The 16,524-nt window shown below is 73.3% G+C and carries 13 protein-coding genes; 8 read left to right on the top strand and 5 right to left on the bottom strand.

Annotated elements, in window-relative coordinates:
- The first annotated feature begins 38 nt into the window (after positions 1–38).
- Positions 39–653: a TetR/AcrR family transcriptional regulator gene (locus tag EJF31_RS16910; protein ID WP_373994725.1), complete on the top strand. Its 615-nt coding sequence runs from the start codon at positions 39–41 to the stop codon at positions 651–653.
- 9 nt (positions 654–662) lie between these two features.
- Here the strand turns inward: EJF31_RS16910 and EJF31_RS16905 are convergent, their stop codons facing one another.
- From EJF31_RS16905 to EJF31_RS16895, 3 genes are read right to left on the bottom strand one after another with little or no spacing between them, the layout of a single operon-like run.
- Positions 663–2,486, bottom strand: a complete 1,824-nt coding sequence (locus tag EJF31_RS16905) for a glycosyltransferase family 39 protein (RefSeq protein WP_125038293.1) — start codon at positions 2,484–2,486, stop codon at positions 663–665.
- A gap of 47 nt (positions 2,487–2,533) precedes the next feature.
- Positions 2,534–3,964, bottom strand: coding sequence for a cell wall metabolism sensor histidine kinase WalK (locus EJF31_RS16900; RefSeq protein ID WP_125038292.1), 1,431 nt, complete (start codon positions 3,962–3,964; stop codon positions 2,534–2,536).
- Entirely contained in the window at positions 3,961–4,671 is a 711-nt protein-coding gene (locus EJF31_RS16895) for a response regulator transcription factor (protein WP_125038291.1), read from the bottom strand. The genes EJF31_RS16900 and EJF31_RS16895 overlap by 4 nt, the downstream gene beginning before the upstream one ends.
- A gap of 203 nt (positions 4,672–4,874) precedes the next feature.
- On the opposite strand from EJF31_RS16895, the gene EJF31_RS16890 reads away from it, so the two are divergent.
- From EJF31_RS16890 to EJF31_RS16865, 6 genes are all read left to right on the top strand, one after another.
- Positions 4,875–5,099, top strand: coding sequence for a hypothetical protein (locus tag EJF31_RS16890; RefSeq protein ID WP_125038290.1), 225 nt, complete (start codon positions 4,875–4,877; stop codon positions 5,097–5,099).
- 241 nt (positions 5,100–5,340) lie between these two features.
- Positions 5,341–6,828 (top strand): hypothetical protein, encoded by a 1,488-nt coding sequence (locus EJF31_RS16885; RefSeq protein ID WP_125038289.1) that lies wholly within the window; start codon positions 5,341–5,343, stop codon positions 6,826–6,828.
- Between the two features lie 45 nt (positions 6,829–6,873).
- On the top strand, positions 6,874–10,773 hold the full coding sequence (gene hrpA, locus EJF31_RS16880) for an ATP-dependent RNA helicase HrpA (RefSeq protein WP_185736326.1): 3,900 nt from the start codon (positions 6,874–6,876) through the stop codon (positions 10,771–10,773).
- A 9-nt stretch (positions 10,774–10,782) separates the two neighbouring features.
- Complete coding sequence (locus tag EJF31_RS16875; protein ID WP_260430918.1) at positions 10,783–11,379, top strand: hypothetical protein; 597 nt, start codon at positions 10,783–10,785, stop codon at positions 11,377–11,379.
- A 190-nt stretch (positions 11,380–11,569) separates the two neighbouring features.
- Positions 11,570–11,992 (top strand): type II toxin-antitoxin system PemK/MazF family toxin, encoded by a 423-nt coding sequence (locus tag EJF31_RS16870; protein ID WP_125038287.1) that lies wholly within the window; start codon positions 11,570–11,572, stop codon positions 11,990–11,992.
- 16 nt (positions 11,993–12,008) lie between these two features.
- Complete coding sequence (locus tag EJF31_RS16865) at positions 12,009–12,893, top strand: aldo/keto reductase (protein WP_125038286.1); 885 nt, start codon at positions 12,009–12,011, stop codon at positions 12,891–12,893.
- Here the strand turns inward: EJF31_RS16865 and EJF31_RS16860 are convergent.
- Entirely contained in the window at positions 12,876–13,673 is a 798-nt protein-coding gene (locus EJF31_RS16860) for a hypothetical protein (protein ID WP_125038285.1), read from the bottom strand. The two genes, EJF31_RS16865 and EJF31_RS16860, sit on opposite strands and share 18 nt — an antisense overlap.
- Positions 13,674–13,812: 139 nt before the next feature.
- Here EJF31_RS16860 and EJF31_RS16855 point away from each other — a divergent pair, with 139 nt between their 5' ends.
- On the top strand, positions 13,813–15,156 hold the full coding sequence (locus EJF31_RS16855; RefSeq protein ID WP_185736325.1) for an ABC transporter substrate-binding protein: 1,344 nt from the start codon (positions 13,813–13,815) through the stop codon (positions 15,154–15,156).
- Between the two features lie 6 nt (positions 15,157–15,162).
- On the opposite strand, the gene EJF31_RS16850 is transcribed toward EJF31_RS16855, so the two are convergent.
- Entirely contained in the window at positions 15,163–16,521 is a 1,359-nt protein-coding gene (locus EJF31_RS16850; protein WP_125038283.1) for an HRDC domain-containing protein, read from the bottom strand.
- Positions 16,522–16,524: the final 3 nt, after the last annotated feature.

Below are 16,524 nucleotides of genomic sequence, written 5' to 3'. Positions count from 1 at the left end.
ATTGGCGTTATTGAAAAAGTGTCAATAGGATGGAGGACGTGACGGCCACCACACCCACCGGGTCCCGGACCCGGCTCACGCCCGAGCAGCGGCGCTCGCAGCTCCTCGACCTCGGGGTCCGGCTGCTCGCCACCCGGTCCCTCGACGAGCTCTCCATCGACCTGCTGGCCGAGGAGGCCGGCATCTCGCGCGGCCTGCTCTATCACTACTTCGGCAACAAGCACGCCTTCCACGAGGCCGTCGTACGCCGGGCCGCCGACGACCTGATCGCGCAGACCGCGCCGCCGGTCGACGGCGAGCCGCTGGAGCGGCTGCTGGTCTCCGTGGCGGCCTACCTCGACTACGTCGTCGCCAACTACGAGGGCTACCTGTCCCTGGTCAAGGGCGCCGCGGGCGGCAACGACACCCTGCGCGAGATCTACGAGGAGGCCCGGTCGGCGCTGACGGACCGGATCTTCCGCGAGGACGCCCAGGGCACGATCATCCCCGACACCCCGGCCTCCCGGCTGATCGTGCGGGGCTGGGCCGCCCTGGCCGAGGAGCTCGTGCTGACCTGGGTGGTCGACCCGGCCGGGGTGACCCGCGACGAGCTGCTCGGCATCCTCGCGGCGTCCCTCCCGGCCCTGGTCGACGCCGTCCCCGGTCCTTCCTGACCCCGGCGGCTACACGACGCCGGAGGACAGGTCGTAGACGGTGACTCCGTCGACCGTCTGCGCCTCGAAGCTCGCCGCCACCCACGCGGCGATCTCCGACGAGGTGCCGCCGCCGGCGCCCGGCCCGCCGCCCCCGGGGCCGCCCAGGCCACCGCTCGCGATGAAGTAGTGGATCTGCCCGTCGGCGACGTAGGTCTGGAACTGCGCGAGCGTCGGGCTCGGGTCGCTGCCGTTGAAGCCGCCGATCGCCATCACCGGCTCCTGGCTGGCCAGCTGGTAGCCGGCCGCCGAGTTCGAGCCGACCGCCGCCGCCACCCACGTCCAGCCTGACGCGTCGGAGGTCAGCATCGCCGTGAGGGTGGTGCCGGGGGTGCTGCCGTTCAGCAGCCCGCCGGCAGCGCCGCCGGGGCCGCTCGAGCTCGTGGGCCCGGCCGTGGGGATCGACCCGGTGTGCGGGGTGGCCGCGGTGGCCAGGGAGTACGCCGTGGGGCCGGCCAGCGCGGCCACGATCGCGGTCGCGGCGACGACCTGCCCGACCCGGCGGGGGAGGTGCCGGACGCCGGCGAGCATCAGGGCGGCGGCGAAGCCGAGGGTGGCCACGACGTACTTCAGCCACGGGTGCCAGTCACCCGCGCGGTCGAGCAGGACGAACGCCAGGGAGGTCGTGAACGCCGTGGTGAACGCCAGCACGCCGGAGACGGCCAGCGAGCCGCGGCGCTGCCAGAGGGTGTGGGCGCCGATCGCGACCAGCGCCGCGACGGCCGGGGCCAGCGCGACGGTGTAGTAGGCGTGGAAGATACCGGCCATGAGGCTGAACGTCAGGCCGGTGACCACGAGCCAGCCCAGCCAGAGGGTCAGCCCCGCCTGGCGGTCTTGTCGGTCGAGCTTGTCGAGACCGCGGGCGAACCACAGGGCCGCGACACCGAGGACGAGCGCGGCCGGCAGCAGCCACGCGACCTGGCCGCCGATCTCGCTGTCGAACATCCGCAGCAGGCCGGTCGACCCCCAGCCGCCGCCCCCGGCGCCCCCACCGACCGACCCGGTCTCGTCGCCCGTGAGCCGGCCGAAGCCGTTGTAGCCGAGGGTGAGCTCGAGGATCGAGTTGTCCTGCGAGCCGCCGATGTAGGGGCGGGACGCGGCCGGCCAGAGCTCGACGATCGCCAGCCACCAGCCGCCCGCGGCGACCATCGCTCCGAACGCGACCAGCAGGTGCATGACCCGACGGCGCCACGGCAGGGCGGCGAACAGCAGGTAGACCAGCGCCAGCGCCGGCAGCACGAGGAACGCCTGGAGCATCTTGGTCAGGAACGCCAGCCCGACCAGCGCGCCGCCGAGCGCGAGCCAGCGGACCGAGGTGGCCTCGACCGCCCGCAGCGTGGCGTAGGCCGACCCGACGAGCAGCAGTACGAGCATCGCGTCGGGGTTGTCGAACCGGAACATCAGCACCGCCACGGGCGTCAGGGCCAGCACCGCACCGGCGAGCAGGCCGGCCGCGGCCGACCCCGTCGTACGACGGACCGAGGCGTGCAGCAACGCGACCGCGCCGACGCCCTCGAGGGCCTGCGGGACGAGGATGCTCCACGAGGACAGGCCGAAGACCTTGACCGAGAGCGCCATCGGCCACAGCGAGAGCGGGGTCTTGTCGACGGTGATCGAGCTCGCCGCGTCGGAGGAGCCGAAGAAGAGCGCCTTCCACGACTCCGACCCGGCCTGGACCGCCGCGGCGTAGAACGAGTTGGCCCAGCCGGAGGAGCCCAGCCCCCAGAGGTAGAGCCCGGCCGTGCCGAGCAGGAGGGTGGCGAGGCCGGTCCGGTGGGCGGTCTGGGTCGTCATGCCCCGACCCTCGTGGGCGGCGCTGGCACGCCCGTCGGGCGCGGCTGTCAGTCGCCTGTGAGGGGCAGCTCGACGCTCACGGTCGTGTCGCCGGGGCGTGAGTCGAGCGCGACGGTGCCGCCGTGGGCGGTCACGATCGCCTGCACCAGCGCCAGCCCGAGGCCGGCTCCGCCGGCGGCCGGACCGCGGGTCCGGGCCCGGTCCCCGCGGGCGAACCGCTCGAACGCGTGGGCCGCCAGCTCCGGCTCGAAGCCGGGTCCGTCGTCGTGCACGGCGAAGCCGCGCATCCCGTCGCGCTGGATCGCGCGGACGGTGACGGTGGTGCCGGCGGGGGTGTACTTGCGGGCGTTGGTGAGCAGGTTGGTCACGACCTGGTGGAGCTGCTGGCCGTCGCCTTGCACCTCGACTGCGTCGTCGCCGAGCTCGAGCCGCCACCGGTGGTCGGGGGCGATGACCCGGGCGTCGGAGACCGCCTCGAGCAGGAGCCGGGTCAGGTCGACGGGCTTGCGCTCCAGGGGCCGGCCGGCGTCGAGCCGGGCCAGCAGCAGCAGGTCCTCGACCAGCGAGGTCATCCGGCCGGACTCCTCCTCGACCTTGCCGAGGGCGGTGCGGACGGTGGACTCGTCGGGGCGGCGGCGGGCGAGCTCGGTGTAGCCGGCGATGGTCGCCAGCGGGGTGCGCAGCTCGTGGGAGGCGTCGGCGACGAACTGCCGCACCTGCTGCTCGCTGCGGTGCCGGGCCTCGAGCGAGGACTCGACGTGGGCGAGCAGGGTGTTGAGGGCGGCGCCGACCTGGCCGACCTCGGTGCGCTCGTCGGTCAGGTGCGCCGGCACCCGCTCGGTCAGGTCGATCTCGCCGGAGGCCAGCGGGAGGGCGGCGACCGCGTGCGCGGTGGAGGCGACCTCGTGGAGCGGTCGCAGCTGGCGACGTACGACGAGGAGGCCGGCGGCGGCGGCCGCCCCCGTGCCCAGCAGGGTGAGCAGGAGCTCCCAGCCGATCAGGGAGTTCACCGTCTCCTGCACGCTGGTCATCGGCAGGCCGGTGACGAGCAGGTCGCCGTCGGACGTGCCGACCACCTTCACGCGGTAGGCGCCGAACGCGGGCAGGCTCACGCTGTGCACGCCGCCGTCCTGGGGGACGCGGGCGAGCACGTCGAGGGCGGCGGTGGACAGGGCCTTGCAGCCGCGGTGCTCCTCGCTGAGCACGCAGCCCCGGGGGGTGGCGTTGCCGAGGTTGGCGATGAGGGTGCCGGGCCCCTGGTAGCGCGGGTCCAGCGGCGGCCGGGGGCCGGAGTCCTGGTCGTTGTCGTGGTCGTTGGCGCGCCCGATCGACGACTGGACGTCCCGGTCCAGGCGCTCGAGCAGGGTCGAGCGCATCGCCAGCGTGGTCGCGGTCGCGACCAGCACGGAGACGACCGCCACCAGCGCCACCGCGGTGATGACCAGCCGGGCCGTGAGCGAGGCGAGGCGGTCCCTCACGAGGCCGGCTTCAGGACGTAGCCGGCGCCGCGCATCGTGTGGATCATCGGGTCGCGCCCGGCGTCGACCTTCTTGCGCAGGTAGGAGATGTAGAGCTCGACGACGTTGGCCTGGCCGCCGAAGTCGTAGTTCCACACGCGGTCGAGGATCTGCGCCTTGGACAGCACCCGGCGCGGGTTGCGCATCAGGAAGCGGAGCAGCTCGAACTCCGTGGCCGTCAGCGAGATCTCCTCGCCGCCGCGGAACACCTCGTGGCTGTCCTCGTCCAGGCTCAGGTCGCCGACGGTCAGGACCGAGCTGGACGTGGCCTGCTGGGCCCCGGCCCGCCGCATCAGCCCGCGCAGCCGGGCCACGACCTCCTCGAGCGAGAACGGCTTGGTCACGTAGTCGTCGCCGCCCGCGGTCAGGCCGGCGATCCGGTCCTCGACGGCGTCGCGGGCGGTCAGGAAGAGCACGGGTACGTCGGGGTCCGCACTGCGCATCCGGCGCAGCACCTCGAGGCCGTCGAAGTCGGGCAGCATCATGTCGAGCACGACCGCGTCGGGCTTGAACTCCTTCGCCGCGGACACCGCCTTGCTGCCGGTGTGGGCGGTGGCGACGTCGAGGCCCTCGTAGCGCAGCGCCATCGAGATCAGCTCGGCGATGTTGACCTCGTCGTCCACCACCAGCACGCGCAGGGGGGATCCGTCGGCCCGGGTCAGCTCCATGCCCGCACTCTGCCGGAATTCGCTGTGCGTTTCCTGTGGGCGCTCTGTGCCGACCTCACGACTCCTGCATCGTTCCGGCACAGGATCCGCACAGCCCACCGACCCACGCTGGGCGGCATGAGCACCGAGACCGAACCCCGACCCCGTCGTACCGCCCGCCCGCCGCGCCCCGCCTCCGCGACCGCGTCCTCGGCCTGCGCGCCGTGACCGCCGTGTCGCTCGCCAGCCTGATCCTCGGCGGCGCGGGCGGCGCGGTGCTCGGCGCAGTGAGCAACGGCGGCGAGACCAGCGGGCCGGGTGGTGGCCGCGGGCAGTTCCAGCAGGGCCAGCCCGGACAGGTGCCCGGCCAGCTCCCGCCGGGCACCGCCCCGCAGCAGGGCGTGCAGCCCGACTCCAGCGGCGAGACGACGAGCGGCACCAACACCTGAGTCGGAACCGCGTCATGAGGGGCAGGGCCCGCCGTCCCACCGCCGAGTGCGGGCACGACGGGGGCCCGCACTCCACGTCTTTCCCGGCCGCGTGTGCCTGAGGACGCGACATGGCGCGTGCTGAGGCACACGCCGCGACGGTTCCGGGGCAGAATGTGGCCCGCGTGGCGTCCCTCCGCCGGCCGCGGGTGCGACGGGGGCCCGTACCTCACTGTCCCGTCACGCCCTCAGGAACCTCTCGATGCCCACGTACGCCCGGACCACGGTCCGGCTCCTCGTCCTGCTCCTCGCCGTCGCCGGCCTCACCGTCCCCGCGGCCTCCGCCCTCGCCGACGACCTCGCCCCGCCGGTGGTCACCTGGCCCGAGGTGACCTCGTTCAACCCCGACCACACGCCGTACGTCGTCACGGTCGACGACTCGGCCAACGACCCGGCGACCGACACCACGGTCCTGGTCGCCTCGTGGAACGGGCACACCCAGCAGCTCGCCGACCAGGGTGGGACCACGATCGAGTTCCTCCCGACCGACCAGGACGGGACGTACATCGCGGTCCAGCGGTGCGCGGCCGACCTGACGAGCTGCTCGGACACCGTCGCGGACACCACCGTCTGGCTCGTGCGCAAGCTGACGGTGACCGTCGGGAGCCAGAACGACGTCGGCCCGGGGCCCCAGGACGCGTGGCTCGACTCGTCACCCGTCTCGCCGGACTCGGTCGAGTGGCAGCTCCTCGACACGACCACGTCGCCGACGACCGTGGCGTCTCAGGGCACGAGCCCGGTGTCCGGGAACCACTTCGACTACTCCGTTCCCACGACTGGGTTCGACGAGCACGACCTCCGGCTCAGCGTCACGGCGGTCAGTGACACCGACCAGTACGGGCACCTGGAGGGGACGAGCCTGTTCCGCCCGGTCACGCCGCACACGCGCCCGCCCGGGGTGCGCCTCGAGCTCGACAGTCCCGCGCTCTACTGGGCCCAGGACGGCTACGCCGACGAGGTCCGGATCACGATCCGCTCCGGCACGGGGCAGCGCCTCCGACTCGACGTCGTCGCTCCCGACGGCACCGTGCTGCGCTTGCCCGCCAGGCACACGATCAGGCGCGTCGACCGTGAGGTCTTCAGCGGCTCCGACGGCGACGGCGGCCACCTACCCAACGGCGTCTACACCGTCCGCGCGACGGTCGTCGACTACTGGGGCAACGTCGCGGAGGCGTCTGCCCCGCTGAAGATCTCCGACCGGCACGCCGTCTGGAAGACGTGGACCCACACCTACACCGCCCAGCGCGCGCTGGTGCGTGAGAACCCCGGGGCGTGCAGCACGATCTCCCACCACCCGTCGTACGGCTGGAAGGGCGGTCTCGGCCTCTACTCGCAGACGACGTGCAAGCGCACGGCCCAGAGCTTCGCGATCGCTGTCAACGCCGTCCCGTTGCCCACGGCGGTGGCCTACGACAAGCTCCGGGTCTCGGTGTACGGCGGCGCCCCGCGCGGGACGACGCACCCCTACGTCGTCCTGGGCTACTACCGGTCCAAGGACGGCAGCTTCGTCGACCGTGCGCAGTTCGACGGTGCCCTCGGAACGCACCGCGGCCTGGTCGCGGGCAATAGGGTGGTGTGGGGCGTCGCGGACTCCGAGCCCACGTTCTACTGGTCGCTCGGCCTCGACGAAGGCAGTCGCTGGGAGGTGCGCGACTACACCGTCAGCGCCCGGATCCAGGTGCTGCGCTAACCCGTTCGCCCGCGCGAGGGCCGCGCGGGCACAATGGCGCCCACCATGTCCACGCAGCCCGATCAGTCCCCTCAGCAGGGCGCGCCTGCGGCTGAGCTGAAGATCGTCTACCCCGACGAGCTGCCGGTCTCGCAGCGCCGCGACGACATCGCCAAGGCGATCCGGGACCACCAGGTCGTGATCGTGGCGGGGGAGACCGGGTCCGGCAAGACGACCCAGCTCCCGAAGATCTGCCTCGAGCTGGGGCGGGGCGTGGCCACGAAGGGCCGCGACGGGCGACGTACGGGCGGGCTGATCGGGCACACCCAGCCGCGCCGGATCGCGGCCCGGTCGGTGGCCGAGCGGATCGCGTCGGAGCTGGGGACCGAGCTGGGGGACCTGGTCGGCTACCAGGTCCGCTTCACCGACCGGACCTCGCGCAGCAGCCGGGTCAAGCTGATGACCGACGGCATCCTGCTGGCCGAGCTCCAGCGCGACCGCAAGCTGCTGAAGTACGACACGATCATCATCGACGAGGCCCACGAGCGGTCCCTCAACATCGACTTCCTGCTGGGCTACCTGCGCCGGCTGCTGCCGCAGCGTCCCGACCTCAAGCTGATCATCACCTCGGCGACCATCGACCCCGAGCGGTTCGCCCGGCACTTCTCGGTCTCGGCAGGCGACAACGGGGAACCGCAGCCGGCGCCGATCATCGAGGTGACCGGCCGGACGTACCCCGTCGAGATCCGCTACCGGCCGCTCATGGAGCTGCCCGAGGAGGACGAGGAGGGCGAGGCCGTCACCCGCGACCAGACCGAGGCGATCTGCGACGCGGTCAAGGAGCTCGCGGCCGAGGGACCCGGCGACATCCTGGTGTTCCTGCCCGGCGAGCGGGAGATCCGCGACACCGCCGACGCGCTCTCCGACCTCAACCTGCGCAACCCGCTCGAGGTCGTCCCGCTCTTCTCCCGGCTCAGCGCCGCCGAGCAGCACAAGGTATTCGCCCCGCACACCGGCCGCCGGGTCGTGCTCGCCACCAACGTCGCGGAGACGTCGCTGACGGTGCCGGGGATCCGGTACGTCGTGGACACCGGCGTCGCGCGCATCTCGCGCTACTCCGTGCGGACCAAAGTCCAGCGACTCCCGATCGAGCCGATCAGTCAGGCCTCGGCCAACCAGCGCTCGGGCCGGTGCGGCCGCGTCGAGGCCGGCATCGCGATCCGGCTCTACTCCGAGGAGGACTTCGAGGCCCGCCCGGAGTTCACCGACCCGGAGATCCTGCGCACCAACCTGGCCTCGGTCATCCTCCAGATGACCTCGCTCGGGCTGGGCGACATCGCGCGGTTCCCGTTCGTCGAGCCGCCCGACAAGCGCAACGTCACCGCCGGCGTGCAGCTGCTCGAGGAGCTCGGCGCGGTCTCGACCGGGGGGCCGGCGGACCGGCAGCGCCTGACCCGGCTCGGCCAGCGCCTGGCCCGGCTGCCGATCGACCCGCGGCTGGGCCGGATGGTGCTGGAGGCCGAGCGGCTCGGCTGCGTCAGGGAGGTCATCGTGATCGCCGCGGCGCTGTCGCTGCAGGACCCGCGCGAGCGGCCGGCGGAGCAGCAGGCCCAGGCCGACCAGCAGCACGCGCGCTTCAAGGCCGAGGACAGCGACTTCCTGACCTGGCTCAACCTGTGGCGCTACATCAAGGAGCAGCAGCGCGAGCTGTCCAGCAGCGCCTTCCGCCGGATGTGCAAGCGCGAGTACCTCAACTACCTGCGGGTCCGGGAGTGGCAGGACTTCGAGTCCCAGCTGCGCCAGGTCTGCAAGGAGATGAAGGTCGAGGTCGGCCAGCCCGCCGACGTACCTGACGCCGACGGCATCCACCAGGCCCTCCTGTCCGGGCTGCTCTCCCACATCGGCCTGCTCGAGGAGCGGGTCTCGACAGGCTCGACCACCGGAGGAAGCGGCGGCGGACGGCGCCCGATGCGGGAGTACCTCGGCGCCCGCGGCGCGAAGTTCGCGATCTTCCCCGGCAGCGGCCTGGCCCGGAAGAACCCCCAGTTCCTGATGGCCGGCGAGCTCGTCGAGACCAGCCGTCTCTGGGCCCGCCAGAACGCCGCGATCAAGCCCGAGTGGGCCGAGCGCCTCGGCAGCCACCTCGTCAAGCGCACCCACTCCGAGCCGCACTGGTCGAAGAAGCGGGCGGCGGTGATGGCCTACGAGCGGGTCACGCTGTACGGCGTACCGCTGGTCGCCGACCGGCTGATCAACTACGGCAACGTCGACAAGGCGCTGGCCCGCGAGCTGTTCATCCGGCACGCCCTCGTCTACGGCGAGTGGAGCACGCGTCACCGGTTCTACGCGAAGAACCTCCAGCTGCTCGAGCAGGCCGAGGAGCTCGAGCACCGGGCCCGCCGCCGCGACATCGTGGTCGACGAGCACACCCTCTTCGACTTCTACGACGCCCGCGTCGGCGCCGACGTGGTCGGCGGCGCGCACTTCGACCAGTGGTGGAAGCGCGAGCGCCAGAAGAACCCCGAGCTGCTCACCTTCGACCCCTCGATGCTGACCCACGAGACGGCCGAGGAGATCCGGCGCTCGGACTACCCCGAGGAGTGGGTCAGCGGCGCCGGGGAGGGGCTGACCTTCCCGATCAGCTATCACTTCGAGCCCGGTGCGGCCGAGGACGGCCTGACGATCGACGTCCCCGTGGCGACCCTCAACCGGGTCGCGGCCGACGACTTCTCCTGGAACGTCCCCGGCCTGCGCGAGGAGCTCGTCACCGCGCTGATCCGCAGCCTCCCGAAGAACCTCCGGGTCAACTTCGTGCCCGCCCCCAACCGGGCCCGCGACTTCCTCGCCGCCGTCCCGGCGGGGGAGGAGCCGCTCCTCGACGCCCTCGAGCGGCACTTCCGCTCCACCACCGGCGTCGTCGTGCCGCGCGAGGCGTGGGACTGGGCGAAGGTCCCCGAGCACCTGCGCCCGACCTACCGGGTCGTGGACGAGGACGGCACGGAGCAGGCCCGCGGCAAGGACCTCGAGGCCCTCAAGGAGCCGCTCCGCCCGAAGTTCGCCCAGGCGATGGCCGAGGTCGCCGCCGACAGCGGCATCACCCGCACCGGCGAGACCGCGTGGGTCTTCGGCACCGTCGAGGGCTCCTTCACGCAGAAGCGCGCCGGCCACGAGGTGCGTGGCTTCCCGGGCCTCGTCGACGAGGGCGCCACCGTGGGCCTCAAGGTCTTCGGGTCCGCGTCCGAGCAGGAGGCGCAGCACCGGCTCGGCGTGCGGCGACTGCTCCTGTTGACCACGCCCTCTCCGGTCCGGAAGGTCCTGGACGGGCTCGACAACGCCCAGAAGCTGGGCCTCGCCGGGTCGCCCTACGCCTCGGTCGCCGAGCTGCTCGACGACTGCCGGGCCGCGGTCGTCCAGGCCACGATCGACGCCCGCCCGGCGGTCCGCGACGAGGCCGCGTTCGAGGCGCTCCGGGTCGCGGCCGCGGCCGACCAGGAGGCCCACCTGCGCGCGGTCATGCAGGACCTCATCGAGGTGCTCGCGGCCTGGCGGCACACCGAGAAGTCGCTGTCCGGCCGGGCCGACATGGCCCAGCTGCCCGCGCTGACCGACATGCGCGCCCAGCTCGGCCGCCTGGTGCACCGCGGCTTCGTCGGCGAGGCCGGCACCGCCCAGCTGCGCCGCTACCGCGTCTACCTCGCGGCGATCGACGTACGCCGCGAGAAGCTGGACGGCGGCGGCAACGCGGTCAACCGCGACCGCCAGCTGATGGACCAGATCGCCGACCTCCAGGACGCCTGGCTGCACCAGCTCGACGCGCTCCCCGACGGGCGACCGCCCGGCGCCCACCTGCGCCAGGTGCGCTGGATGCTGGAGGAGTACCGCGTCTCGCTGTGGGCCCAGCACCTCGGCACGCCCTACCCCGTCTCCGACCAGCGGCTGCGCAAGGCGCTGGCGGGCGGGTCGTAACCTGACGTGGTGACCGATCGCCCCCACCACCGCCCGATGACGCCGGGCGCCGGCTTCTTCGACGACATCGTCGGAGGCGACGACCCGGCCCTCATCTCCGAGGCTGCCGACCGGGCCGCGTCGCTGCTGGTCCGGGGCGCTCGGGAGGCCGGCGACGCGGAGGTCGCCGAGCGGCTGCTGCACCTCGCCGACACCGAGGGCATCGAGGCGATCGCGGAGGTCTGGTCGGGCTCGCCCGCCGACTCGCTGGCGGGCTGCTTGTGGCGGCTCTACCTGCTGCGCTCCTGGGTGTACGCCGACCCGGTCGGTGTGGCCCGCGAGTTCGAGGCGGGCCGGGTGCGGGCGCAGGTGGCGCGGGTGGTCGCCGGCGTGGCCGACCCGCCGGGTCCCGACGAGCTCCGGGCGATGGCCGACGACGTGCTCCGCGGGATCGCGCGCAGCGACTTCGCCGACGTGCTGCTCCGGGCCTCCGCCTTCGCGCGCGTCGTGGCGACCGGCCGGGCGAGCCTGCCCGGCTCGTCGGCCGCCGAGGTCCAGCGGATGCTGGTGCTGGCCGAGCAGCTCGAGGCCGCGGGGCACGCCGAGATGCGCCACCGCCTGCTGTAGCTCAGGGGGAGCCCGTCTGAACCAGGCGACCGACGTCACGGCGTTTGATGTGACCCTGCCTTGGTCGGTCGTTAGACTCTCCCCCAGAGTGCGCCGGGCCGCGGCAGCCCCGGGTCCCAAAATAAGCCGCTACGAGCGGCCACGCGCCGTGAGGCGCTCCCGGTCCGGCGCACTCCTAGTCTTGGGCCTTGTGCGATCACTTCTCCGCCGGCTCACCCGTCGCCGTCGCGACGCCGTCTCCTACGCGCCCCGGGCCGACGGCCGCCCCGACCCGGGCGAGGTCGTGTGGGCCTGGGTGCCCTACGAGGAGGACGCGAGCCGCGGCAAGGACCGGCCGGTGCTGCTGGTCGGGCGCCGCGGACGGCAGTGGCTGGGCCTGATGCTGACCAGCAAGGACCACGACCGCGACGCCGCGGATGAGGCCCGGTGGGGCCGGGCGTGGATGGACGTCGGCACCGGCGCGTGGGACCGGGAGCGCCGCCCCAGCGAGGTCCGCCTCGACCGCCTCATCGTGCTCGACCCCGCGGGCATCCGGCGCGAGGGCGCGGCCCTGGACAGGGCGGTCTTCGAGCGCGTCGTCGTCGAGGCGCGCCGCCTGCACGCGTTGCCCTGACCGCTACGGTCGTCCGGTGATCACTCGACGCCTCGGCACCCGCACCGTCAGCGCGATCGGGCTCGGCGGGATGCCGCTGTCCCGGCCCGGCCGGGACGGCAGCCTCCCCGACCGCGAGCGCGCGATCGCCACGGTGCACGCCGCCCTCGACCTCGGGGTGACCCTCATCGACACCGCCGACTGCTACGGGCCCGACGACCACCCCACCGACGAGGGCCTGGGCCACAACGAGGAGGTCATCGCGGAGGCGCTCCGCGGCCGCTCCGAGGAGGTCCTGGTCGCGACGAAGGGCGGCATCCGCCGCGACGGCGCCGACTGGCCGGTCGACGGCCGCCCGGCCTGGCTGCGTCAGGCCGTCGAGGGCTCGTTGCGCCGCCTGGGCGTCGACGCGATCGACCTCTACCAGCACCACCGCCCCGACCCGGCCGTCCCCTACGCCGAGACGATGGGCGCGATGAAGGAGCTGTACGACGCCGGGCTGGTCCGCGCGGTCGGCATCTCCAACGCCGACCCCGGCCAGATCGCCGAGGCCCACGCCGTGCTGGGCGACGCGCTGGTCAGCGTGCAGAACGAGTTCAGCCCGGCCTTCCGCACCAGCCTGCCCGAGCTCGAGCTGTGCGCCCGGCTCGGCCTGGCGTTCCTGCCCTGGAGCCCGCTGGGCGGCATGCAGGACGCGGCCGGCCTCGGGTCGACCCACGCGGCGTTCGAGGAGGTCGCCCGCGCCCACGGCGTCAGCCCGCAGCAGGTCTGCATCGCCTGGATCCTTGCGCAGGGCGACCACGTGGTGCCGATCCCGGGCGCCAGCCGGCCGGCCTCGATCCAGGACTCGGCGGGCGCCGTGCACCTCCGGCTGACGCCCGAGGAGCTGGCCCGCCTCGACGCGTCAGGCGAAGGTGCGTGAGATCCGGCGGACCGCGGCGCGGGCCGGGTCCCAGTCGGCGGGGTAGGTCGTGGTGTCCGCCGCGATCTCGATGATCGAGAGGAACCGGCCCTTCCACACCATGCCGAAGCCACTCGCCAGCGCACGGCCGGACTTCGGGCCGAACGCCGACCGGTAGGCCTCGCCGAGGCCCCGGTGGGTGGCGACCTGCACGATCGGGCCGACCTTCGTGCGCGGGAAGTCCAGGCGCTGCGCGCAGTCGTTGCGCCACGCCGTCAGCACGCCGTGGGCGCGGGCGGCGGAGACCTTGTCGGCGAAGCGGGCCACGACCTGGGTGGCACGCAGCGTGCCGCCGCCGTCGTAGTCGCGGAGCACGGCGCTGACCGCGCCGATCGTCTCCAGCGACGTCTTCTGGCAGGCGCCGACGGGACGCTCGTCCTCGGCGCCGTTGCGGACGATCCGCCACGAGCCCTTGCTGACCACCGGCATGGCGCGCGCCGTCAGCAGGTGCGCCCCCATCGTGGTGGGGCGCGGGTCGCCGGGGCTGAACAGCGAGGCGACCTTGCCGCCGTCCTTGCCGCCGTCCTGGTGCCGGGGCTTGCTCAGGCCGCCCTTGCCGCCGCCGGTGCCCTGAGCCGGTGGCTCGCTGGGCGGGGGCGTGGCCGGCTGGGCGCGGTGGTGGCGCGGGGCCCCGATCGCGTGGTCGGCCGAGGTCGTGGGGTCGTCGGAGCCGCAGCCGCCCAGCAGGAGGACGAGGGCGGTCAGCGCGACGGGGACTGCGTGGGGAAGGACGCGTGGCACAGCGTTCATGGTAAAGATCACGGTCGTGGTTCACGGCTCGACGCGCGCAAGGAGTGCCCGCCCAGTCGATAGGGTGGGCACGGCCCCGGGCACGTCCTTCCGGGCCCGACGTCGTCCATCGAAAGGGGTGCTGGTGCGCGTGCGCGGTCCCGTCCTGGCTCTGGCCCTCGCCGCCAGCCTGGCCCTCGCCGGCTGCGACTCGGGCACCCAGCAGCCCGCGCCCAGCCCGATCAGCGCGACGCCCAAGACGCCCCTGGAGTTCGGGGTCTACGGCCCCGCCGACGAGATCTCGGCCTTCCAGGGGGTCGCGGACAACTACAACTCGCTCTCGCAGGACAGCAAGGTCGAGGTCCGCTCGTGGCCCGACCACGACGGCCTGATCCGCGCGATCCGCAGCGGCGACGACATCCCCGACGTCTTCATGGTCTCCCGCGGCGACCTCGCCTGGCTGCAGGAGCAGGGCCTGACCCAACCCGTCGACGCGATGCTCGACGAGCGCGGCGTGGACTTCGGCGACGGCTACTCCCGCGAGGCGCTGCAGGCCTTCAGCTCCGACAACCGTCTGCAGTGCATGCCCTACGGCGTCTCGCCGATGGTGATCTTCTACAACAAGGAGCTCATCGACTTCGACACGATGATCGCGCGCGGCCTCGACGCCCCCGACATCAGCCAGGGCGCCACCAAGTGGACCTTCGACCAGTTCGCCGCGGCCGCCGAGTTCGCCACCCGCCCCCGCAAGGGCACCCACGGCCTGTACGTCGACCCGACCCTGCGCGGCCTCGCGCCCTTCATCTACAGCGGCGGCGGCAAGCTCTTCGACGACGACAACCAGCCGACCTCGCTGGCGTTCTCCGACGGCGACACCCAGGCCGCCCTCGAGCGGACCCTGGAGCTCCTGCGCGACCCGCACCTCACGCTCAGCAAGAGCGAGGTCGAGCGGGCCACGCCGCTGAAGTGGTTCGAGCGCGGCAAGCTCGGGATGATCGAGGGCTTCCGCTCGCTCGTCCCCGAGCTGCGCCAGGTGCAGGGTCTGGAGTTCGACGTGATGCCGATGCCCGTCCTCGACAGCTCCGCGACCGTCGGCGACATCACCGGCCTGTGCATCTCCAAGGACGCCGCCTCCACGCCCGAGGCCGCGGACTTCCTCGTCCACGCCCTGTCCGCGCAGTCCGTGGGCCGGGTGACCCATGCCGGATACCTCGCCCCGGCCAACCTCGACGTCGCCCTGTCCGACGTCTTCCTGCAGCCGGGCCGGCTCCCCGCGCACAGCAATGTCTTCAACACCGCCGTGCGCTCCATGCAGGTCCCGCCGCTGCTCGACTCCTATTCCGACCTGGAGCGCGCCGTCAGCGGCACCCTGCAGGAGATGCTCAACATCCCGGTCCTCGACGACCTCCTGGGCCTGAGCGAGGAGGTCGACGCGGAGTCCAGGACCGTGCTCGACCCCGACAACGCCTCGCCGAGCGCGACGCCCTCGGGCTGAGGCCGCTCAGGCCTCGGCGGCCTGCTCGTCGTCGTCGCTGTCAGGCACAGCCGAAGCCGCCTTCGCGGCCGCCTCGGCGTCGGCGTCCAGGATCGCCTGGGTCAGCAGTGGCGAGGTCAGCGCGATCTGCCAGCTGCGGGCGCCGTACGCCGCGAGCTGTCCGGCGACCTCGTCCAGGAGCGTCCCGGGCTCGCGCGTGTGCGGCGGCGTCCACAGGGTCCGGCGGAGGTAGTCGGGGGTGAGGACGTTCTCGACCGGCATGCCGTGCTGCTCGGCCAGCGCGGCCATCGCCTCGCGGGCGATCGCGAGGCGCCGGGCCGCGACGGGGTCCTTCTCGGCCCAGGCCCGGGGGAGCGGCGGCCCGTCCCCGCGGGGGGCGCGGGTCGGGAGCTCGGACTCGTCCATCGCGGCCACGTCGCGCAGCGCGGCGATCCAGCGGGTGGAGTAGCGCTCGGCGCCGCGACCGTGGAAGCCCTTGGTGGCCAGCAGGGCCCCACGTTCACTGGGCATCGCGGTGGCGGCGGCGATGATGGCGGCGTCGGGGATGATCCGGCCGGGCGTCACGTCGCGCTGCTCGGCGATCTCGTCGCGGGTCTCCCACAGCGCCTTGACCGCGCCGAGGTGGCGCCGGCCGCGGACCCGGTGCAGCCCGGAGGTGCGCCGCCAGGCGTCGACGCGGGGGGCCTGCTCGAAGGTGCGCAGGTTGTCGAACTCCTGGCGTGCCCACTCGTCCTTGCCGGCCGCGACCAGCTCGGCCGCGAGCTTGTCGCGCAGCTCGACGAGGACCTCCACGTCGAGGGCGGCGTACTCGAGCCAGGGCTCGGGCAGCGGACGGGTCGACCAGTCGACCGCGGAGTGCTCCTTGGCCAGCCGGAAGCCGAGCAGCGTCTCGACCAGCGTGGCCAGGCCGACCCGGGGATAGCCGAGCAGGCGGCCCGCCAGCTCGGTGTCGAAGAGCGCGGTCGGGGTGAGGCCGACCTCGTTGAGGCACGGGAGGTCCTGGGTCGCCGCGTGCAGGATCCACTCGGCGTCGCCGATGGCCTCCTGGAGCGGGGCGAGGTCGTCGAAGGCGATCGGGTCGACCAGGTGGCTGCCGGACCCCTCGCGCCGCAGCTGGATCAGGTAGGCGCGGGAGGAGTAGCGGTAGCCCGAGGCCCGCTCGGCGTCGACGGCCACCGGGCCGGTGCCGGCCCTGATCGCCGCGCAGACCTCGCGCAGCGCGGCCTCGGTCTCCACGACGGGACCGAGTCCGTCACGCAGGGTGAGGAGGGGCTTGGGCGGCGCGGGGGCTTCGGGGGCCTCGAGGGCCTCGTCGGAGGTCGCCTCGGTCTCCACGGATTCGTCGGCGTCGGGTGTGGAGGGCATGGA

It is taken from the genome of Nocardioides sp. LS1, assembly GCF_003865225.1.
GTDB lineage: Bacteria > Actinomycetota > Actinomycetes > Propionibacteriales > Nocardioidaceae > Nocardioides > Nocardioides ginsengisegetis.
The sequence above is the reverse complement of the archived record's forward strand: the minus strand, read 5'-3'. Positions and strand labels throughout refer to the sequence as shown.